Raw genomic sequence first — 19,351 nt, forward strand, 5'->3', positions numbered from 1 at the left:
ACCTGACAATAATAAAAGGGGGTATGTATGCAGTCCGTCCCATGGCGTGGCGGGTCATGGCGTGTAGCCGTCGGTATGGCGTGCTGTGTGCTGTCGTTCGCGTTTCCCCCGAATGTCCTTGCACTGGATATTCCTCCGCATTACTCCATCGAGTCACCCCGGGCTGCCAGCAGCCTGCTGCTGGATATCGCCAGGGCTGGCGAGCGCCTGGTGGCAGTCGGTGAGCGTGGCCACATTCTCTATTCCGATGACGATGGCCGGCAATGGCTGCAGGCCAGGGTGCCGACCCGGCAGATGCTGACTGCGGTGCATTTCGTCGATGCCCGGCATGGTTGGGCCGTGGGGCATGATGCGTCGATTCTCGCCAGCAGCGATGGTGGGGAAAGCTGGAGCCTGCAGTTCGAGGATGTGGAGCGTGAGGCGCCGCTGCTCGATGTCTGGTTCGAGGACGTTCTCCATGGTATCGCCGTCGGCGCCTATGGGGCGCTGCTGGAAACCCGGGATGGCGGGCGCACCTGGCTGGATATCGACGAGCGCCTGGACAATGAGGATGGCTACCACTTGAACGCCATTACCCGGGTCGAGGGGGCGGGCCTGTTCATCGTCGGTGAGATGGGCACGCTGTTCCGTTCGGAGGACGACGGCCAGAGCTGGGTATCCATCGCATTGCCCTATGACGGATCGCTGTTCGGGGTTCTGCCCAGTGGGACTCCGTCCGAGCTGCTGGTCTATGGCCTGCGTGGCAACCTGCTGCTTTCCAGCGATGCCGGGGACTCCTGGCAAGCCATAGGCCTGCACGAGCAGGGCGCGGCCTTCGTGACCGGCCTGGCCGGAGCGAGCCTGCTCGCGGACGGGCGTATCGTCATCGTCGGGCATGCCGGGGCGGTGCTGGTCAGCACTGATCGCGGGCGCACTTTCAGTGTCGTTCACCGTCCCGACCGGCGCTCGCTGGCCGCTGTCGCTTGCAGTCGCCAGGGCGAACTGATCCTGGTCGGGCAGGGCGGTGTGCGCACCGCCACGGCGACCGGCCTGGACGCTATACAACAATAATATTCCGGGGAGCCACCGCATGAGCCAGCACCACCAGAACAAGGCTACGTTCCTCGAGCGCCTGATTTTCAACAATCGGCCGCTAGTGATCTTTCTCTGCCTACTGGTCAGCCTGCTGCTGTTCTACCAGGCCGTGCAGATTCGCCCCTCGACCAGTTTCGAGAAAATGATCCCGCTCGCCCATCCCTATATCCAGAAGATGATCGAGCACCGCAATGACCTGGGCAGTCTTGGCAACAGCGTGCGTATTTCGGTCGAGGCCCGCGAGGGCAGCATCTTCGATGCGGACTACATGGAGACACTGCGGCAGATCCATGACGAGGTGTTCTATATCCCGGGTGTCGACCGCGCCGCCATGAAGTCGCTGTGGAGCCCGAGCGTGCGCTGGACCGAAGTGACCGAGGAGGGGTTCGATGGCGGCGAGGTGATTCCGCAGACCTACGATGGCTCGGCGGCAAGTCTCGACGAACTGCGTGGCAATGTACTCAAGTCCGGGCAGATCGGCCGCCTGGTGGCGAACGATTTCCGCTCTTCGATCATCGACGTGCCTTTGCAGGAAAGCTACGCGGACCCACAGGACCAGGGCCGGCAACTGAAGCTCGACTACCAGCGGTTTTCCCATGAACTGGAGGAGAAGGTTCGCGACAAGTACCAGGCCCAGAACCCGAACGTGCGGATCCATATCGTCGGTTTCGCCAAGAAAGTCGGTGATTTGATCGATGGTCTGCTGATGGTGGTGGTGTTCTTCGCTGCCGCGTTCCTGATCACCCTGGTGCTGCTGTATGTGTTCACTCGGTGCATCCGCAGCACCCTGTCGGTGCTGGTCACCACCCTGATCGCCGTGGGTTGGCAACTGGGCCTGATGAACCTGGCCGGCTTCGGGCTGGACCCCTATTCGATGCTGGTGCCGTTCCTGATCTTCGCCATCGGCATTTCCCATGGGGTACAGAAGATCAACGGCATCGCCCAGCAATCCGGTGATGCCGACAATGCCCTCACTGCGGCGCGGCGGACCTTCCGCCAACTGTTCCTGCCAGGGATGATCGCGATCCTGGCCGATGCGGTGGGCTTCATCACGCTGCTGATCATCGACATCGGTGTGATCCGTGAGCTGGCCATCGGCGCTTCGATCGGGGTGGCGGTGATCGTCTTCACCAACCTGATCCTGCTGCCGGTGGCGATCTCCTACCTGGGCATCAGCCGCCAGGCGATCGAGCGCAGCAAGAAGGACGCGCATGTCGAGCATCCGTTCTGGCGCCTGCTGTCCGGCTTCGCCAATCCCAGGATGGCACCCGTTTCGGTCGCCTTGGCGCTGCTGCTGGCGGTGGGCGGGTTTTTCTACCAGAAGAACAATCTGCAGATCGGCGATCTCGACCAGGGCGCCCCCGAACTGCGCCCGGACTCGCGCTATAACAAGGACAACGATTTCGTCATCAATAATTACTCGACCAGCTCGGATGTACTGGTGGTCATGGTCAAGACGGAGCCGGAAGGCTGTTCGAACTATGACACCCTGGCGGCCATGGATGCCCTGACCTGGAAGATGGAAAACACCCCAGGCGTGCAGTCCGCCGTGTCGCTGGTGACGGTGGCGCGCCAGAGCATCAAGGGTATGAACGAGGGCAGCCTGAAATGGGAGACGCTGTCGCGCAACCAGGATGTCCTCAACAATTCCATCGCCAGGGCGGACGGGCTGTACAACGCGGACTGCTCGCTGGCGCCGCTGATGGTGTTTCTCAACGACCACAAGGCGCAGACCCTCACACGCACGGTGGCGGCGGTGGAGTCCTTCGCCGCGCAGAACAATCGCGAGGGCCTGGAGTTCCTGCTGGCGGCGGGCAACGCCGGGATCGAGGCGGCGACCAACGAAGTGATCGCCAGCTCGGAGCTGACGATTCTTTCCCTGGTCTATCTGTGCGTGGCCGGCATGTGCCTGATCACTTTCCGTTCGCTGGCCGCGACCGTCTGCATCGTGCTGCCGCTGATCCTGACCTCCATCCTCGGCAATGCGCTGATGGCCTTCCTGGGCATCGGCATGAAGGTGGCGACCCTGCCAGTGATCGCCCTCGGGGTCGGTATCGGAGTGGACTATGGCATCTATATCTACAGTCGCCTGGAAAGCTTCCTGCGCGCCGGGTTGCCATTGCAGGAGGCCTATTACCAGACCCTGCGCTCGACCGGCAAGGCGGTGCTGTTCACCGGGTTGTGCCTGGCGATCGGAGTGGCGACCTGGATATTCTCGGCGATCAAGTTCCAGGCCGACATGGGGCTGATGCTGACGTTCATGTTCATCGTCAACATGTTCGGCGCGTTGTGGCTGTTGCCGGCGCTGGCATATTTCCTGATCCGGCCGGAAAAGCTGGCAGGCAGCAAGGGTGGCTCTCTGTTCGCGCACTGAGAGCCATGCCTTTCACGTCTCGCGGCCAGGGTTGCCGTACAGGTCCGGGTGCGCATGGCGCACCCGGTGGCGGCGGGGGCCTGGGCCGTGGAGGTTTCCGGGGACGGGGGCTATTCGCTTGTCGTGGGTTCGCGGGTTTTCAGCAGGCGCACCACTTCGGTGACGAAACCGACGATGAGGATGCGTTCATTCTCGGACAACTCCTGAATGATTTCACCGATGTACTGTGCGTGAGCGGCTGTTTCTCCTGTTTCCGTGTGGAGCAGTTCGACAGGCGAGCAGCCGAATATATCGGCGATCTGCTGCAGCCTGGGCAGGGTCGGGGAGATGACGCCATTTTCCATCCGGCTGATGGTCTCCTTCTCGACTCCGATCATTTCAGCTATCTGTGCCTGTGTCAGTCCTCTGGCTTTGCGGCGGCGAGCTATGGCGGCTCCCACCCGAAACACTAATCCTCTGTCCTTCATAGCTTGGCCTCTCGCGTCATTGTGTATGACGCCTGGCGATATTTTCTCGGCCCGAGACTCGCAAGCGAAGGACGTATCCCGTATATTCTGTTGACGTGAAAGGTCATTGATGGCTTTTTGCTGTTATGCCCCACTAGATCATGGAGGAATGGATGTTGGCCCAGTCAGAACTGTCTATGCGGGGGGTGCATGGGTCTGTTGGAGTGTGGGCGGCGATGATGAATGAGACTGCCGGCGGGTGGCAAAGTGCTACTTCAACGGACCTCTTCTCATTGCGCATATCGCTTCATCTCCCGATGGCCATAGGACGGTGCTCCTATGTGGGGTATTAGAGAACTCCTCGGTATTTGCTCCAATGCTCTGGAGCAGGCCAGCGATGCGGTGATGATCGTAGATCGGAATAACCGCGTGCTGCTGCTCAACCGCTCGGCGGAGGAGTTCTGGGGCTGCTCGCGCGATGAGGTGATCGGGCAGAGTGCCAACCTGCTGTTGCCCGAGCTGGTTTCCCGCTGCCATGCCGACCTCAACGACAGTCTGCGCCTCGATCTCCACAATCGCTCCGGAGAACGGCGCCAGGGCCTTATCTCCGCCTTGCAGGTCGAAACCGAGCAGGAGCGGGTGGTGGTCATCTTCATTCGTTCGCTCTTGCAGGAGGGCGATGACCACGCGGGTACCGTACGTATCGCGCAGATGTCCCTGTATGACGGCCTGACTGGCCTGCCGGGGCGCGGCCTGCTGCAGTTGAAGGCCGAGCAGGCGATCGCGGAGGCGCGGCGCGACGGTGGGGCGCTGGCGGCGATCTTCGTCGATATCGACCGTTTCAAATGGGTCAGCGACTCCTTCGGCTTTCCGGCTGGCGATGGGTTGCTGCAATTGATCGCACAGCGGCTGCAGGCTGGCCGCCAGCCGGGCGATCTTGTCGCACGGCTGTTCTGCGACGAGTTCGTCCTGCTCCTGCCCGGTTGCGACAGGGCCGAGGCACGCGCGCAGGCATTGCGCCTGCGCGCCATCCTGCAGGCGTCCTGCCCGCTCGCCGGAATCACCTATACGCCCTCGGTCAGCCTGGGCATCAGCCTGTTTCCAGACGATGGAGACAGCGTCGACGAGTTGATCCAGCATGCCGATACGGCCATGGGGCGGGCCAAATCCCTGCCGGAGGGGATCTGTTTCTTCAGCCATGAACTGACGCCGCCGGGGGTCGAGCAGCTACCTCTGGAGAGTGCCTTGCGCTCGGCGCTGGAGCACGGCCAACTGCGGCTCCATTACCAGCCGCAGGTGTCGCTGGCCGATGGCAGCCTCTATGGGGTCGAGGCCCTGGCCCGCTGGCGACACGACGAACTGGGGGATATTTCTCCGGTCCGCTTCATACCCTTGGCCGAACAATGTGGGCTGATCGATGAACTGGGGCGCTGGAGCCTGTCCGAGGGTTGCCGGCAACTGGCGGCCTGGCGCAGGGCCGGGCTCGATGTGCCTTCTCTGTCGATCAACCTGTCGCCGTCGAATTTCCACGATCCCGGACTTCCCGGGGTGATCCTGCAGACGCTGACCGGGAGCGGACTGCTTCCCAGCGACCTGACCCTGGAAATAACCGAAAGCGTATTGCTGTATACCAGCTCGAACACCTTGAAGGTGCTGCAGGAAGTGCGCGGGCTCGGCGTGCGCCTGTCGCTGGACGATTTCGGTACGGGCTTTTCCAGCCTGAGCCACTTGCAGCGGTTGCCGATCCAGGAAATCAAACTGGACCGCAGCTTCGTCAGTGATCTCGAGCAGGATGCCACCAGCCGCACCTTGAGCAAGGCGGTGGCTGGCCTGAGCGATAACCTGAACCTGACGGCGGTGGCCGAAGGCATCGAGACCTGGGAGCAGTATCGAATCCTCCGGGGGCTGGGTTATCGCGTGGCGCAGGGCTATCTTTTCTCGCGGCCCTTGCCGGGGGATGAGCTTGCGCACTGGCTGACGCTGCCGCGGCAGGGTTTCAGCGCGGGTAGAGCGGTGGCAGACTGCTGTTCTCCTGAACGCTGATCGGCTCCTGGGCCGGTGGCAGGTGCTGGATCGCCTGCCACAGCGCTTCGCCGTGCCAGCGTCGGCCTGTTTCGCTGTACAGGGCGCTGTTGAGGGCGTCCAGCGCCTGCGAGAGTGGTACGAAGCGTGCCGCCATTTCCGCCAGAGTCTCCGGTTGCTGACGGGCCCAGGCGTCCAGTGCCTGGCGCGTGGCCTGGGTGTCATTGCCCTGGCAGGCCTTTTTCAGGTCATCCAGCAGGCTGCGTGGCGTCGGCCCGCTCTGCTGCTGGCGCAGGATCGGCGGCTGGCGTCGGGCGCGCAGCCACAGGCCGAATCCCAGCAGTGTGCTGCAGGCCAGCAGGCCGCTGCTCAATTGCCAGGGCCAGAGCGTCGCTTGCGCCAGCGTCGCATCACTGGCGGCGCTCGGGCGTTCGCTGCGCAGCAGGGCCGGGTTTTCCTCGATCTCCAGCGTGCGTGCCGCCAGGTGCGCATGTTCGAGGCGGTCTTCGCGGGTGTTCCACCAGGCGATATCGATGGCCGGCAGCTCGGCGCTACCGGCGTTGACCGCCACCAGCGCCTCGCGTTGTTCGCGGGTGGCGGTCACGCCATGTTCGAAGGTTTCACTGGAAAGCCCGGGTTGCTCGGGGTAGACGCGCAACACATGGCTTTCCGTGGCCGGTATCGGCGGGAGCTGGCTGGCGACCAGCCCCTGGGCTTTGAGGACCAGCGTGCGGGTCAGTGACTCGCCCTGGCGCATGCCCTGCGCCGGGCCGCTCCAGGTTTCGCTCAGTTCCAGGCTCCGGGCGGGCAACCAGGGCTGGTCAGGCGGATAACCCGCGGGCTTCGGGCGTACTTGCAGTGGGATGGCCGGGGCGCTGACCTGGGTCGCGGCGCCGGGGCGCTGGCCGAAAGGGGAAATACCGGTGCCCTGGCTGACCGGCGTGGCGCTGAACAATTGCCCGGGAATCAGTAACTCCCCGCTTTTCTGCGCATAGAGTGCGTAGCGCACCTCGATTACCCCGTGGCGGATGCCGTTGATGAGCTTTTCGTAGGTACGCGGTTCCCCCAGGCGCTCCACCAGCATGTCTGGCGCCTGTAGTGGTGACAGGGTGCTGTCATCGTAAAGCGATACCGAATGGTAGATCCGCAGGGTGAGTATCGCCTGCGCCTGCACGTAGACACTTTCCTGGTCGAGGCTGGCGTCGATGAAGATCGGCGCCAGTTGCCCGCTTTTCACGCTATCGCTGGCCTGTTGTACCTGCAGTTCGATGGGCTCGCTGCGCCATTCTCCCAGGCTCAGCGGCGGGACGAGCACATGGCCGCTGTAGCGTGGCTGCAGGGTCACCAGCCAGCGTGTGACGGCCCTGTTCTCTCCGTTGACATTGGCCAACTGGTTGAACTGGCGGGTGGCCAGGACCTTGAACGAATCATCCAGTGGCTGCAGGTCGGGCTTGCCGAACAGCGTCGCATCCATGGATTCCAGCGTGAGTTCGAAGGTTTCGTCGAGGCTCAGGCGGCTGCGGTCGACACTGGCGACCAGCCCGGAGGCCTGCAATTGCAGGCTGATGGCCAGCAGGCCAAGCATGAGCACGATTCTGCGGGTCATCGATTCGGCTCCTGGCGCTTGCGTTGTTCATAGAGGAATTTGCGTCGCAGCAGTTCACCCGGATTGTCGGGGACCTGGCGTAGCCACTGCTGCAAGGCCTGTTCCTGCTCATCGCTGGTTGGTTGGGCCGCAGTGCCGGGCGGCTCGCTCGGGACGGCTGCCGTCGGCGCCGCTGCGTCTTCCTGCGCCTGGGTTGGCGTCGGTTCCTCGGCGGGCTCGTCTTCGCCATCGTCCGAGGTAGCCATCCGCGAGGTTTCGGAATGGGCCGCCATGTCGTCGCCATCTTGCGCTGCCGGTTCCTGAGGTTCGTCGAGCGTGGTGGTCTGGCTCCGCTGCAGTTCTTCGAGCAATTCCTTGTTGTACCGTGCCTGTTGCAACTGCGGGTCAAGCTCCAGTGCCTGCTCATAGGCTTCTATGGCCGCCGGCCACGATTGCGCCCGAGCGAGGGCATTGCCACGGTTGTAATGGTCGATGGCTTCATCACTCTCGGCCAGCAGTTGCGCGGCTGCGCCGAAGTCCCCGGCCAGGTGGAGCGCATGGGCGCGCCAGCGCCGATCGGTGAAGTGCTCGGCGGCCTGTGCGGGGCGCCCGGCGTGGAGCAGTGCCTGCCCCTGCTGGTCCGGGCGTGACCACAGGTCCCGCCATTGCAGCGCCTGTGCCGGAGGCGGCGCGGCCAACAGTAATGGCAGGCAGAACAGCCAGCCGCGCCTGCCGGCACAACTGGCCAGCAGCAGCAGGGGCAACAGCAGCCAGTAACCCTGGTCGAGCCAGAGGCTGAGGCTGGCGCTTTCTTCTCGTATCAGCGGCCGCCCCCTGGCATCCAGCAGGCCCAGGCGCTCGAAGTCGCTGTTGTCCAGTTGTGCCGGCTGGTAGTGGCCGCCGGTTCCTTCGATGAAGGCGGCGAGGCTGTCGCCATCGAGGCGCGGGATCAGGATCGAGCCATCCAGGTTCTTGAGAAAGTTGCCATCTTCCTGCTCCACGGGGGCGCCTTGGGCGGTACCGATGCCAAGCATCAGCAACTCGCTGTCCTGGCGTTCGAGCAGGCGGGCGATGCCCTCGCGTTCACGGGGGGCGAGGCTGCTGCCGATCAGTAGCAGCCGGCCACGGCCCTGGGCGGCCTGTTCGATCAGCGCCAGCCCCTGGGCCACGGCCAGGTCGGCGCGCTGCCCAGGCTCGGGCATGAGTTGTGGATGCAGGATGTCGAGCAAGTGCCGGGCGGTTTCCAGGTCGTCGCTAAGGGGTACCAGCGTGTGCGCACTACCGGCGTAGGCGATGATCGCGGTCTGTGCGTCCTGGCGGCTGCGCAGCAGGTCGATCAGTTTGTAGCGGGCCTGTACCAGCCTGCTCGGTGGAACGTCCGCGGCCAGCATCGAGGGGGTGGTTTGCAGCAGTACGACCAGCGGGTCGGCACGTTGCAGGCTGGGCTGCTCGATACGTTGCCAACTGGGGCCGAGCAGCGCCAGGCAGGCCAGCAGCCAGGCCAGCCCCAGCGTGATCCATGGCAGGCGGCTGTTACGCAGGCGGCCGCGGGTCAGCAGGGTGCCATGGAACGCCTGGGGAATCAGGCGCTGCCAGCGCCCGACCTTGCGCTGCCGGTGCCAGAGTTTCCACAGTACCCAGCCGAGCAGCGGCAGGCACATCAGCCAGCCGGGGCGTAGCAGTTCAGGCAGCATGGCGAGCCTTCCAGTGGCCGGCGAGATCAGGCCAGAGCGTGCGCCCGGCCAGCAGCAGGCTGAGCATCAGTGCCAGCGCCAGCGGCCAGGCATACAGGGATTGGGCGACGCGGCTCTGGGTCGAGCGCTGGCGCACCGGTTCCAGGCGGTCCAGCAACTCGCCGATGGCTTGCAATTCCGTGCTGGAACGGGCGCGGAAGTATTCCCCGGAGGTTTCCCGGGCAATGGCCTGGAGGGAGGTTTCGTCCAGTTCCAGTGCCGGGTTGAAGCCGGATGGATGAAGCATGCCGGAGGATTCCACGCTGGCGCCTATACCGATGGTGTGCACCCTGACTTTTTCTTCGGCAGCCAGGCGGGCCGCGGTCAGCGGTGCGATCTGCCCGGCGTTGTTGGCGCCATCGGTGATCAGTATCAGCACGCGCTGGTTGTCCGGGCGCTCGCGCAGGCGCTTGACGGCCAGGCCGATGGCATCGCCGATGGCGGTGTTGTTGCCGGCGATGCCGACCTGGGCTTCATCGAGCCAGATGCGCACGCTGTGCCGGTCGAAGCTCAGTGGTGATTGCAGGTAGGCCTTGTCGCCAAACAGGATCAGGCCGACCCGGTCGCCCCGGCGCTCCTCGATGAAGTCGCCGAACAGGTGTTTGACCAGTTGCAGGCGACTGATGGCCTCGCCTTGCCATTGCATGTCGGGATAGTCCATCGAGCCGGAGACATCCACCGCCAGCAGCATTTCGCGACCACTGGCCGGTACCGGCAGCGGTGGGCCCAGCCACTGTGGCCGGGCGCTGGCGCACAGCAGCAACAGCCAGATGGCGAGATAGGGCAGTTGTTGTCGCCAGTCGGGCAGATGACTGTTGGCGCGGCGGCCGCTGAGTTGCTCCAGTTCATCGAGGAAGTTGACCTTGAGCGCCGCTTCCGCGCTGTCCGCCTCGGGCAGCAGGCGGCGCAGCAGCCAGGGTAGCGGCAGCAGGGCGAACAGCCAGGGCCAGGCGAACTCAAACATGCTTGCGTATCCAGGTTTCGATGGCCTGTTCCAGCCCCTCGATGGCCTTGTCATCGAGGCGGCAGTCGGCCCGATAGGCGCCTTCGACCAGTACCATCCAGCGTGTCAGGCCGGCGGAGGGGCAGCGGCTATCGAGAAAGGCCAGCCAGGCCCGGCCTGTCAGGGTATGTGGGTGTTCGCTGGCATAGCGGGTACGGCACAGGCGCTTGAGCAGGGCGTTGATCTGTTGCAGCCAGGCATTGGCGGGCTGGTCATCGTATGGGCGCGGCAACTGCTTCAACTCGTCCAGTGCCGCCTGGCGCTGCGGCTCCAGTTCGCCGCCGGGGGCGGGGGGCGGCAGGCGCTTGCCCGGCCTCGGGCGCAGCCGCCAGCAAAGCACGCACAATACCGGCAGCAGCAGGGCCAGCAGCCACCAGCCAGGCGCGGGGGGCCACCAGGAGATGGGTGGCGGCGGGATATTGTCCGCCAGGCGATCCAGGGCGTTCATCGGAGCACCTTCTGCAACAGATGGGTACGCAGTTGTTCGATCAGCTCGTATTGCGTGTTCAGCGGCATGATCGGTACCCGCAGACGATCCGCCAGACGCTGCCAGCGGTTGCTGCGTTCCTCGCCCTGGCGCTGGTAGGCCTGGCGCAAGGCATTGTCATGGCTGTCCAGGTCCAGGCGCGCGCCCAGTTCGGCGAAGCGCAGCAGGCCGGCGGCGGGCAGGGCATGGTCGAGCGGATCGAACACTGGCAGCAGCAGCAGGTCGACATGCCGCGACAGCAGGCTCAGTTGCTGCTCGGCGGCCTCGTTCAGGGTCCGCTCGTCGCAGATGATCACGGCCAGGCTGCCGGGGCGCAGGACTTCTCGCACGCGGCGCAGGGCCGGGGCGAAACTGTCTGTGCCGAGGGTGCTCAGGCTGTCGAGTCGCTGGTTGGCGCGGGCCAGGCGCTGCAGCAGTTGCAGCAGGCTCTGCTTGCTGCGGCGGGGTTTTATCTCGTGGTGCTCGCCGCTACCGAAGACCAGCCCGCCGACGCGGTCGTTATGGTGCAACGCGGCCCAGCCGATCAGGCTGGCGGCGCGGGCCGCGAGTACCGACTTGAAGACCCGGCCGCTGCTGAAGAACAGTCGGCGGCTCTGTTCCACGAGAATATAGATGGGCCGTTCACGTTCTTCGTGGAACAGTTTGGTATGCGGCTCCTGGGTACGGGCGGTGACGCGCCAGTCGATATTGCGTACGTCGTCGCCGGCCTGGTAGACCCGCACCTGGTCGAAATCGACGCCGCGCCCGCGCAGCTTCGAGTGGTGCAGGCCAACCAGCGCGCTGCGCCGGTGCGTGGTGCTGAACAGGGGAACCTCGCGGACATGGTGGCGCATGTCGATCAGCCCGGCCAGATCGACCCGGATGGCGTCATCCGCGCTGGATTGCATCAGGCCACCGCCACCACGTCGAGGATGCGCTGGATCACCCGGTCCTGGTCGATACCGGCGGCCTCGGCCTCGAAAGAGAGAATCAGCCGATGGCGCAATACATCGAACAGCATGGCCTGGATATCCTCGGGGCTGACGAAGTCGCGTCCGGCCAGCCAGGCATGGACCCGCGCGCAGCGGTCCAGTGCGATAGAGCCGCGCGGGCTGGCGCCATAGGTGATCCACTCGGCCAGTTCACTGTCGAATTTTGCCGGCGTGCGCGTGGCCATCACCAGTTGCACCAGATATTCCTCCACCGCATCGGCCATGTAGAGGCCGAGGATTTCCTTGCGCACGGCGAAGATCGTCTGCTGGCTGACGCGCTGCTGCGGCGCGCTTTCCCCGTTGATCGCCTCGCCCCGGGCCTGCTGCAGGATGCGCCGCTCCACCGAGGCATCGGGGAAGCCGATGCGCACATGCAGCAGAAAACGGTCCAGTTGCGCCTCGGGCAGCGGGTAGGTGCCTTCCTGCTCGATGGGGTTCTGCGTGGCCATGACCAGGAACAGCGGCGACAGCTCGTAAGTGCTGCGGCCGATGCTCACCTGACGTTCGGCCATCGCCTCCAGCAGTGCTGACTGGACCTTGGCCGGTGCCCGGTTGATTTCGTCGGCCAGTACCAGGTTGTGGAAGATCGGGCCCTGCTGGAAGACGAAACTGCCGGTTTCCGGACGGTAGATTTCCGTACCGGTGATATCGGCAGGCAGCAGGTCGGGGGTGAACTGGATACGGTGGAACTCTGCCTCCAGGCCCTCGGCCAGCTCCTTGATGGCGCGAGTCTTGGCCAGGCCCGGAGCGCCTTCGACAAGGATATGGCCGTCGGCGAGCAGCGCGATGAGCAGACGCTCGATCAGTTTGTCCTGCCCCAGTATCTGGCTGGAGAGGTACTGGCGCAGTGCGATGATGGATTCACGATGGTCCATGTATCAGGCTCGAAGTGCGGGCGAGGGCGCCGGAGTGGTGAACTTTACTGCATTGCGGGGGTATTCGGCATCCGCCGCCGCCCGAAAGCCAGGGCAATCGCGCGATGTAAAAGGTTGCAACCGGATTGGTAATTTTGTCTCTGGTCTATCGAGCGTACTGCGTGAACTCGGGTGCAGCGCCTCTGTGCGAATACTGGGTGGCGGAACGGGGCACGCGTGAATACATCCCTGTAGCTCTTCGCCACCTGGTATCCGCACAGCCATCTTCGGTGGTGACTGTAGAGAAACGCTGCAACTACTCATCCAGGCTCCAGTTCGTACGGGTGCAGCGACGATAAAGCTTTTTCTCACATTCACTTCGGTAGTCGCTGCGATCCCGGTCAACCCTTCGGAGAAACCTTCGTCGGCAGGCACGCCGATGAAGAGCCCCGGGGATGGGTTCATGCGTGTTTCGTCGAGGGGGTGAGCGGGATCGCAACGCCTCGGACATAAGGGCAACGCGATTGCCCCTATGGTCAAAGTACAGACTCACTTGCCAATCCTATCGCAAGACTGCTCCTTGACCGCTATAGCGCGATTGCCCTGTCCCGAAACCACCCGCTACCAAATCAAGCGGCAATTCCTTCGAAAGTACCATTCGGCCGCCGCGGGGCTGGTGGTTAACTCGGTGCGTCGGAATGATCCGGCCTCCCTGGACAACAAGAGGATTGCCCCATGTGGACTAAACCTGCCTTCACCGATCTGCGCATTGGCTTCGAAGTCACCATGTACTTCGCCAACCGCTGACTGTTCCGCCCCGGTTTTCCGGGGCTCCATTTTCCAGGGGAGGCTGTACCGATGTTCGTACGGATTCTGGGTTCGGCTGCCGGGGGTGGCTTTCCCCAATGGAACTGCAACTGCCGCAATTGCCGCGGTGTACGTTCCGGCCAACTGAATGCCAGCCCGCGCAGCCAGTCCTCCATCGCTATCAGCGATACCGGCGAGCGGTGGGTTCTCTGTAATGCCTCTCCGGACATCCGCAGCCAGCTCGAGTCCTTCCCGGCCCTGCAGCCGGCGCGCAAGCTGCGTGATACGGCCATCGGCGGCATCATCCTGCTCGACAGCCAGATCGACCATACCACCGGCCTGCTCACCCTGCGCGAGGGCTGCCCGCACGATGTCTGGTGCACCGACATGGTCCACCAGGACCTGACGACAGGCTTTCCGCTGTTCAACATGCTCAGCCACTGGAATGGCGGCCTGAAGCACAACAGGATCTCGCTGGACGCTACCTTCGAGGTGCCGTCATGCCCCGGCCTGAGCATCCGCGCCATTCCCTTGCTCAGCTCCGCGCCGCCGTATTCGCCCCATCGCAATGATCCGCATCCGGGCGACAACATCGGCCTGCTCATCGAGGACCGCCAGAGCGGTGGGCGGCTGTTCTATGCCCCAGGCCTCGGGCAGATAACCGCCGAGGTGCTGCTGGCCATGGCCCAGGCCGATTGCCTGCTGGTGGATGGCACACTCTGGCGCGACGATGAAATGCGAGTGTGCGACGTGGGCGACAAGCTGGGCAGCGAGATGGGCCATCTGCCGCAGAGCGGACGGGGCGGCATGATCGAGGTGCTCGAAGGTTTCCCCGAGCAACGCAAGGTCCTTATCCATATCAACAATACCAATCCGATCCTCGACGAGGACTCGCCCGAGCGTGCGCAACTGCGGGCGCGGCGGATAGAGGTCGCCTGGGATGGCATGAACATCGAACTCTAGTTCGCTGCCTTATTACGACGACAATAAAAGGACAGGCCATGAACCAGCCGGCAATGAGTCCCGAGCAATTCGAGCAGGCGTTGCGCGCCAGGGGCGCCTACTACCATATCCACCATCCCTACCATCGGGCCATGTACGAAGGGCGCGCGACCCGCGAGCAGATCCAGGGCTGGGTCGCCAATCGTTTCTACTACCAGGTCAGCATCCCGATGAAGGATGCGGCGATCATGGCCAACTGTCCTGACCGGGATAGCCGTCGCGAATGGGTCCAGCGCATCCTCGACCACGACGGCGAGCCGGGCGAGGAGGGCGGTATCGAGGCCTGGCTGCGCCTGGCGGAAGCCGTCGGGCTCGACCGCCAGCAAGTGCTTTCCGAAGAGTTGGTCCTGCCCGGTGTGCGTTTCGCCGTCGATGCCTATGTCAATTTCGCCCGGCGGGCCAACTGGCAGGAAGCGGCCAGCAGCTCCCTGACCGAACTGTTCGCACCGCATATCCACCAGTCCCGGCTCGACAGTTGGCCGCAGCACTACCCCTGGATCGACGCCAGTGGCTACGACTACTTCCGCAAGCGCCTGAAGGAAGCTCGACGCGATGTCGAGCATGGCCTGCGCATCACCCTCGACCACTACCGTACCCGTTCGGCCCAGGAACGCATGCTGCAGATCCTGCAATTCAAGCTGGACGTACTCTGGAGCATGCTGGATGCCATGAGCATGGCCTATGAGTTGCAGCGCCCGCCTTATCACAGCGTGACAGCGGAGCGCGTCTGGCATCGTGGAGGTTTGCTATGAGCCTTTCAGCGTACGACCGTATCCCGCATATCCGCCGTGGCTTTCGCCTGCAGTGGGAGCCGGTGCAGGACTGTCATGTGCTGCTCTATCCGGAGGGCATGATCACGTTGAATGCAAGCGCGGGGGAAATACTCCTGCAGGTGGATGGCCGGCGTGATACCGCGGCCATCATCGCCGAACTCGAACGCCGCTATCCCGATATTCCCGGTGTGGCCGCAGATATCCTGGCGTTTCTGGAGATTGCCCATGCACAGCTATGGATCGAGTTTCAGCAAGCCGGGGCATGAACCCGGCCCGCCTATGTGGCTGTTGGCCGAGTTGACCTACCGCTGCCCGCTGCAATGCCCCTACTGTTCCAACCCGCTGGATTTCGCACGCAGCAAGCAGGAGCTGAGCACGGAGCAGTGGATCGAAGTCTTTCGCCAGTCCAGGGCTCTGGGAGCGGCCCAATTGGGTTTTTCCGGAGGGGAACCGCTGGTGCGCCAGGACCTCGCCATTCTGATAGGGGCTGCGCGTGAGCTGGGCTACTACACCAACCTGATCACTTCCGGCATCGGCCTGACCGAAGAGAAGCTCGCCTCCTTCAGTGCGGCGGGGCTGGACCATATCCAGATCAGCTTCCAGGCCGCGGACGAGGAGGTGAACAACCTGCTGGCCGGTTCGAAGAAAGCCTTCGCGCAGAAGCTGGCGATGGCGCGGGCGGTCAAGGCCCATGGCTATCCGATGGTGCTCAACTTCGTCACCCACCGGCACAACATCGACAATATCGGGCGCATCATCGAGCTGTGCGTCGAGCTGGAGGCGGATTTCGTCGAGCTGGCCACCTGTCAGTTCTATGGCTGGGCCGAACTGAACCGGGCCGGGCTGCTGCCGAGCAAGGCGCAACTGGTGCGTGCCGAGGCCATCACCAACCAGTGGCGGGAGAAACTGGCGGCGCAGAACCATCCCTGCAAACTGATCTTCGTCACCCCTGATTATTACGAAGAGCGCCCGAAGGCCTGCATGAACGGCTGGGGCAACCTGTTCCTCGATATCACCCCGGATGGCACGGCGTTACCCTGCCACAGCGCACGGCAACTGCCCGTCGAGTTTCCCAGTGTGCTGGAGCACAGCATCGAATATATCTGGCGGCACTCCTTTGGCTTCAACCGCTTCCGCGGTGATGACTGGATGCCGGAACCCTGTCGCAACTGCGATGAGCGACAGCGGGACTTCGGCGGCTGCCGTTGCCAGGCCTTCATGCTGACCGGTGATGCCAGCAATGCCGACCCTGTCTGCAGTAAATCGGCCGATCACGGCAAGATACTGGCAGCCCGTCGTCAGGCGGAGGAGGCTCCCGGTACCATGGCGGAACTGAAGTTTCGCAATGAACGTGCTTCCCGGCTGATCGCCAAGGCCTGAAGAACATGCTGGATAAGCGCCGGGACTTATAATCGCGCGATGCCGTTATTCACCGGCAAGGTGCTTCGATAAAAGCGTTGGAGGCTGGAAAGCTGGACGAAAGACACCGGCTACCACGCTCTTTCGTCCAGCCTTCCAGCGCTGTTTTCGGCTGTTTGCCATGCATGGCGCGATTGCCCTGGACTTATACCCTTCTCCGGCCTTCCTGCTTGCCGACCTTGGTAAGGTCGAACCGCCCCGCTATGCGGGCCAGGGAAGCCAGTGAGTTTTTGATCCAAGCAAATTCTTAAAAGTTATTTATAGAATATTTTTTATTCTTCTATCTTCTCCATAAGGTCCGTCAGGGCCGAAAGACCTACGGTTTATGGAGAATCCGATATGACATTGAGAAAGCTGTTCGTCGCGGGGGCGCTTGCAATCCTCTCCACCGGCCCTACCTGGGCCAGCAACTACCTGGTCAATACCGACTGGGTGGAAAAGAACCTCGACAATCCCAAGGTACGGATCGTCGAGGTCAGTGTGAACCCTGGTGTCTTCGAACGAGGGCATATCCCGGGGGCGGTCAATCTCAACTGGCACACCGACCTGGTCGACACGGTGAACCGTGACATCGCCTCGCGTGAGCAACTGCAGGCGCTGTTGCGCAAGGCCGGTGTCTCCAAGGACACCACCACCATCCTCTATGGCGACAGCAACAACTGGTTCGCCGCCTGGGGCGCCTGGGTGTTCGATGTCTACCAGATCGACAACGTCAAGCTGCTGGATGGCGGGCGCAAGAAGTGGGAAGACGAAAAACGTCCGCTTGCCACTGTGGCCAAGACCTACAAGGCCGGCGATGTGACCCTGGCCGAAGCCGACAAGTCCCTGCGTGCCTTCTTGCCCGATGTCGTGGCGGCGGCGAAGAAGGAAGCGGATGTCGCGTTGATCGACATTCGTGGCCCTGATGAATACAGCGGCAAGCTGTTCGCCGCTCCAGGCTTCCAGGAACTGGCGATTCGCGCCGGCCATGTGCCCGGTGCGGTCAATGTGCCCTGGGGGCAGGCCGTGGCCGAGGATGGCACCTTCAAGTCCAGGGAAGAACTGAAGAAGCTCTATGCCGCCAAGGGCGTCGATGGTTCCAGGCCGATCATCACCTATTGCCGCATCGGCGAGCGTTCCAGCCATACCTGGTTCGCACTGAGCAAGATCCTCGGCTATGACGTGCGTAACTACGATGGCTCCTGGACCGAGTATGGCAACTCGGTCGGTGTGCCGATCACCAACCTGGCCGGGACTGTCTGGGGCAACCAGTAAGTCATCGACTTCGATGCCGTACGCCACGCTTCCCATCGTGGCGTACGGCTTTTTCATGCTTGGAGTCCATGGATGACCGTCGACACACGTTTTGCATGGCTACCGGTCATTGCCGGCGCCTCGATCCTTTCCCTGTTGCTGCTGGCGGGCTGGCGATTGGACGATGGTTCCCACGAGGGCCGTCTGCTGGGGTTGTCCCTGATCCTCGGCGGCACCTTCGGTTGGGTACTGCAACGGTCGCGCTTCTGTTTCTTCTGCATTTCCCGCGAATATCTGGAAGAGCGGGATGGGCGTGGCCTGCTCGGCCTGATCGCAGCCCTGGCGGTTGGTCTGGTTGGCTACCATGGCGTTTTCGGCGCCTTTCTGCCTGAACCGGTGGCGGGGCGGCTGCCACCAGGGGCGCATATCGGCCCTGTCAGTTATGTACTGGCGCTGGCTGCACTGGTGTTCGGTATCGGTATGTCGGTTTCGGGTTCTTGTATCAGTGCCCACCTTTATAGGCTGGGGGAAGGTTCCATCGCCTCGCTGGCGGCCCTGGTTGGCGCACTGTTCGGTTTCATCCTGGGGTTTCTGAGCTGGAATGGGTTGTACCTGAGTGTCATCCAGGCCTCGCCAGTCATCTGGTTACCGCACTCTCTGGGGTACGCCGGTTCGCTGTTGCTGCAGTTGGCGGTGCTTGCCGTGATTGCATTGTGGCTCTCCAGGCGTTCTCGGCCTGCACAGACGCAGGCTACCCCCGAGCCTGTTCGGTCGCTGCCGGAGATCCTGCTGCGCACACGCTGGCCGGTCTGGTGCGGTGGGTTGCTGGTCGCCTTTATCGGCACCATCGCCTACCTGCGGGTCGCGCCCCTGGGGGTGACGGCCGAGCTGGGCAGCATTGCGCGCACACTGGCGTCAGGGCAGGGCTGGCTGCCTGAGCGTCTGCATGGCCTGGATGGATTCCGCGGCTGTGCGACCGTGATCAAGGAAAGCCTGCTATCGAACAATGGCGTCTTCATCGCTGCGCTGGTGCTGGCCTCGCTCGGCAGTGCGCTGATTGCCGGGGATTTCCGTCCGCGATGGCCGGGCCTCACCGAGGCACTGCGTAACCTGGGCGGGGGCATCCTGATGGGCTGGGGGGCGATGGTCGGCCTCGGTTGCACCGTGGGAACCCTGCTTTCGGGCATCATGGCAGGCGCCCTGTCCGGGTGGCTGTTCGCGCTGTTCTGCTTTCTCGGATTGTGGCTCGGCCTCAAGGGGCGCCGCCGCTTCGAAGGGGTTTTGACGAAAGTATGAAATAACGGTTGACGCTGTTTCCTGAGCCCCTATAATGCGCACCACTTCCGGCGCGGTAGAGAAGGAAAACGGCTTTCAAATCAACAAGTTACATTAGGTTTGAGTGGTTTTCCGGTGTGCTGGGAAGGTCGATCCGGTCAACGGATTGAAGCGGAAAAAGGTGGTTGACAGTTCTCTTGTGAGCTGTAGAATTCGCCTCCCGCTTCAGTCGGGGTCGAAGCGCAAGGGGTTGAGAAGAAACGAAAAATTCTTCGAAAACGACTTGACGAGAA

The 19,351-nt window shown here is 63.1% G+C and carries 17 protein-coding genes; 10 read left to right on the forward strand and 7 right to left on the reverse strand.

Features of this window, described 5'->3' with window-relative positions; all coding sequences use genetic code 11:
- Window positions 1-27: 27 nt before the first annotated feature.
- Both DNJ95_RS14930 and DNJ95_RS14935 read left to right on the forward strand, forming a co-directional pair.
- Complete coding sequence (locus DNJ95_RS14930; RefSeq protein WP_131185526.1) at window positions 28-1,050, forward strand: WD40/YVTN/BNR-like repeat-containing protein; 1,023 nt, start codon at window positions 28-30, stop codon at window positions 1,048-1,050.
- Window positions 1,051-1,069: 19 nt separating this feature from the next.
- Complete coding sequence (locus tag DNJ95_RS14935; protein WP_131185527.1) at window positions 1,070-3,448, forward strand: efflux RND transporter permease subunit; 2,379 nt, start codon at window positions 1,070-1,072, stop codon at window positions 3,446-3,448.
- Window positions 3,449-3,558: 110 nt separating this feature from the next.
- On the opposite strand, the gene DNJ95_RS14940 is transcribed toward DNJ95_RS14935, so the two are convergent.
- Window positions 3,559-3,915, reverse strand: coding sequence for a helix-turn-helix domain-containing protein (locus DNJ95_RS14940; protein ID WP_131185528.1), 357 nt, complete (start codon window positions 3,913-3,915; stop codon window positions 3,559-3,561).
- A 318-nt stretch (window positions 3,916-4,233) separates the two neighbouring features.
- On the opposite strand from DNJ95_RS14940, the gene DNJ95_RS14945 reads away from it, so the two are divergent.
- Window positions 4,234-5,937, forward strand: coding sequence for a putative bifunctional diguanylate cyclase/phosphodiesterase (locus DNJ95_RS14945; protein WP_131185529.1), 1,704 nt, complete (start codon window positions 4,234-4,236; stop codon window positions 5,935-5,937).
- Here DNJ95_RS14945 and DNJ95_RS14950 read toward each other — a convergent pair.
- Genes DNJ95_RS14950 through DNJ95_RS14975 form a run of 6 tightly spaced genes read right to left on the reverse strand, consistent with a single transcriptional unit; the run spans window position 5,891 to window position 12,570 of the window.
- The gene (locus tag DNJ95_RS14950) at window positions 5,891-7,522 is read right to left on the reverse strand and encodes a BatD family protein (protein WP_131185530.1); all 1,632 of its coding nucleotides are present in this window, start codon (window positions 7,520-7,522) and stop codon (window positions 5,891-5,893) included. The genes DNJ95_RS14945 and DNJ95_RS14950 overlap by 47 nt on opposite strands.
- Window positions 7,519-9,195 (reverse strand): vWA domain-containing protein, encoded by a 1,677-nt coding sequence (locus DNJ95_RS14955; RefSeq protein ID WP_131185531.1) that lies wholly within the window; start codon window positions 9,193-9,195, stop codon window positions 7,519-7,521. Before DNJ95_RS14955 ends, DNJ95_RS14950 begins: the two co-directional genes overlap by 4 nt.
- Window positions 9,185-10,198, reverse strand: a complete 1,014-nt coding sequence (locus DNJ95_RS14960; RefSeq protein ID WP_131185532.1) for a vWA domain-containing protein — start codon at window positions 10,196-10,198, stop codon at window positions 9,185-9,187. Before DNJ95_RS14960 ends, DNJ95_RS14955 begins: the two co-directional genes overlap by 11 nt.
- The gene (locus tag DNJ95_RS14965) at window positions 10,191-10,685 is read right to left on the reverse strand and encodes a DUF4381 domain-containing protein (RefSeq protein WP_131185533.1); all 495 of its coding nucleotides are present in this window, start codon (window positions 10,683-10,685) and stop codon (window positions 10,191-10,193) included. Before DNJ95_RS14965 ends, DNJ95_RS14960 begins: the two co-directional genes overlap by 8 nt.
- Window positions 10,682-11,611 (reverse strand): DUF58 domain-containing protein, encoded by a 930-nt coding sequence (locus tag DNJ95_RS14970; protein WP_131185534.1) that lies wholly within the window; start codon window positions 11,609-11,611, stop codon window positions 10,682-10,684. The genes DNJ95_RS14965 and DNJ95_RS14970 overlap by 4 nt, the downstream gene beginning before the upstream one ends.
- Window positions 11,611-12,570 carry an AAA family ATPase gene (locus tag DNJ95_RS14975; RefSeq protein WP_131185535.1) on the reverse strand — a complete coding sequence of 320 codons (960 nt, stop codon included), beginning with the start codon at window positions 12,568-12,570 and terminating at the stop codon, window positions 11,611-11,613. Before DNJ95_RS14975 ends, DNJ95_RS14970 begins: the two co-directional genes overlap by 1 nt.
- Window positions 12,571-13,284: 714 nt before the next feature.
- On the opposite strand from DNJ95_RS14975, the gene pqqA reads away from it, so the two are divergent.
- The 7 genes from pqqA (at window position 13,285) to DNJ95_RS15010 (ending at window position 19,079) form a co-directional block, all read left to right on the forward strand.
- On the forward strand, window positions 13,285-13,356 hold the full coding sequence (gene pqqA, locus DNJ95_RS14980; RefSeq protein ID WP_003253598.1) for a pyrroloquinoline quinone precursor peptide PqqA: 72 nt from the start codon (window positions 13,285-13,287) through the stop codon (window positions 13,354-13,356).
- A gap of 51 nt (window positions 13,357-13,407) precedes the next feature.
- Window positions 13,408-14,319, forward strand: coding sequence for a pyrroloquinoline quinone biosynthesis protein PqqB (gene pqqB / locus DNJ95_RS14985; RefSeq protein WP_131185536.1), 912 nt, complete (start codon window positions 13,408-13,410; stop codon window positions 14,317-14,319).
- Between the two features lie 38 nt (window positions 14,320-14,357).
- Window positions 14,358-15,110 (forward strand): pyrroloquinoline-quinone synthase PqqC, encoded by a 753-nt coding sequence (pqqC, locus tag DNJ95_RS14990; RefSeq protein ID WP_131185537.1) that lies wholly within the window; start codon window positions 14,358-14,360, stop codon window positions 15,108-15,110.
- Window positions 15,107-15,397: a pyrroloquinoline quinone biosynthesis peptide chaperone PqqD gene (gene pqqD / locus DNJ95_RS14995; RefSeq protein ID WP_131185538.1), complete on the forward strand. Its 291-nt coding sequence runs from the start codon at window positions 15,107-15,109 to the stop codon at window positions 15,395-15,397. The genes pqqC and pqqD overlap by 4 nt, the downstream gene beginning before the upstream one ends.
- Complete coding sequence (gene pqqE / locus DNJ95_RS15000; RefSeq protein ID WP_131185539.1) at window positions 15,357-16,511, forward strand: pyrroloquinoline quinone biosynthesis protein PqqE; 1,155 nt, start codon at window positions 15,357-15,359, stop codon at window positions 16,509-16,511. The genes pqqD and pqqE overlap by 41 nt, the downstream gene beginning before the upstream one ends.
- Window positions 16,512-16,889: 378 nt before the next feature.
- Window positions 16,890-17,804, forward strand: coding sequence for a sulfurtransferase (locus tag DNJ95_RS15005; protein ID WP_131185540.1), 915 nt, complete (start codon window positions 16,890-16,892; stop codon window positions 17,802-17,804).
- Window positions 17,805-17,876: 72 nt separating this feature from the next.
- Window positions 17,877-19,079 carry a YeeE/YedE family protein gene (locus tag DNJ95_RS15010; RefSeq protein ID WP_131185541.1) on the forward strand — a complete coding sequence of 401 codons (1,203 nt, stop codon included), beginning with the start codon at window positions 17,877-17,879 and terminating at the stop codon, window positions 19,077-19,079.
- The last annotated feature ends 272 nt before the right edge of the window (window positions 19,080-19,351 follow it).

Source organism: Stutzerimonas kirkiae (genome assembly GCF_004327335.1).
GTDB classification, from domain to species: domain Bacteria; phylum Pseudomonadota; class Gammaproteobacteria; order Pseudomonadales; family Pseudomonadaceae; genus Stutzerimonas; species Stutzerimonas kirkiae.

Excerpts from the sequence above, each read along its gene's own strand:
- DNJ95_RS14930 (WP_131185526.1), top strand. The coding sequence starts at position 28 with ATGCAGTCCGTCCCATGGCGTGGCGGGTCATGGCGTGTAGCCGTCGGT.
- DNJ95_RS14935 (WP_131185527.1), top strand. The coding sequence starts at position 1,070 with ATGAGCCAGCACCACCAGAACAAGGCTACGTTCCTCGAGCGCCTGATT.
- DNJ95_RS14940 (WP_131185528.1), bottom strand. The coding sequence starts at position 3,915 with ATGAAGGACAGAGGATTAGTGTTTCGGGTGGGAGCCGCCATAGCTCGC.
- DNJ95_RS14945 (WP_131185529.1), top strand. The coding sequence starts at position 4,234 with ATGTGGGGTATTAGAGAACTCCTCGGTATTTGCTCCAATGCTCTGGAG.
- DNJ95_RS14950 (WP_131185530.1), bottom strand. The coding sequence starts at position 7,522 with ATGACCCGCAGAATCGTGCTCATGCTTGGCCTGCTGGCCATCAGCCTG.
- DNJ95_RS14955 (WP_131185531.1), bottom strand. The coding sequence starts at position 9,195 with ATGCTGCCTGAACTGCTACGCCCCGGCTGGCTGATGTGCCTGCCGCTG.
- DNJ95_RS14960 (WP_131185532.1), bottom strand. The coding sequence starts at position 10,198 with ATGTTTGAGTTCGCCTGGCCCTGGCTGTTCGCCCTGCTGCCGCTACCC.
- DNJ95_RS14965 (WP_131185533.1), bottom strand. The coding sequence starts at position 10,685 with ATGAACGCCCTGGATCGCCTGGCGGACAATATCCCGCCGCCACCCATC.
- DNJ95_RS14970 (WP_131185534.1), bottom strand. The coding sequence starts at position 11,611 with ATGCAATCCAGCGCGGATGACGCCATCCGGGTCGATCTGGCCGGGCTG.
- DNJ95_RS14975 (WP_131185535.1), bottom strand. The coding sequence starts at position 12,570 with ATGGACCATCGTGAATCCATCATCGCACTGCGCCAGTACCTCTCCAGC.
- pqqB (WP_131185536.1), top strand. The coding sequence starts at position 13,408 with ATGTTCGTACGGATTCTGGGTTCGGCTGCCGGGGGTGGCTTTCCCCAA.
- pqqC (WP_131185537.1), top strand. The coding sequence starts at position 14,358 with ATGAACCAGCCGGCAATGAGTCCCGAGCAATTCGAGCAGGCGTTGCGC.
- pqqD (WP_131185538.1), top strand. The coding sequence starts at position 15,107 with ATGAGCCTTTCAGCGTACGACCGTATCCCGCATATCCGCCGTGGCTTT.
- pqqE (WP_131185539.1), top strand. The coding sequence starts at position 15,357 with ATGCACAGCTATGGATCGAGTTTCAGCAAGCCGGGGCATGAACCCGGC.
- DNJ95_RS15005 (WP_131185540.1), top strand. The coding sequence starts at position 16,890 with ATGACATTGAGAAAGCTGTTCGTCGCGGGGGCGCTTGCAATCCTCTCC.
- DNJ95_RS15010 (WP_131185541.1), top strand. The coding sequence starts at position 17,877 with ATGACCGTCGACACACGTTTTGCATGGCTACCGGTCATTGCCGGCGCC.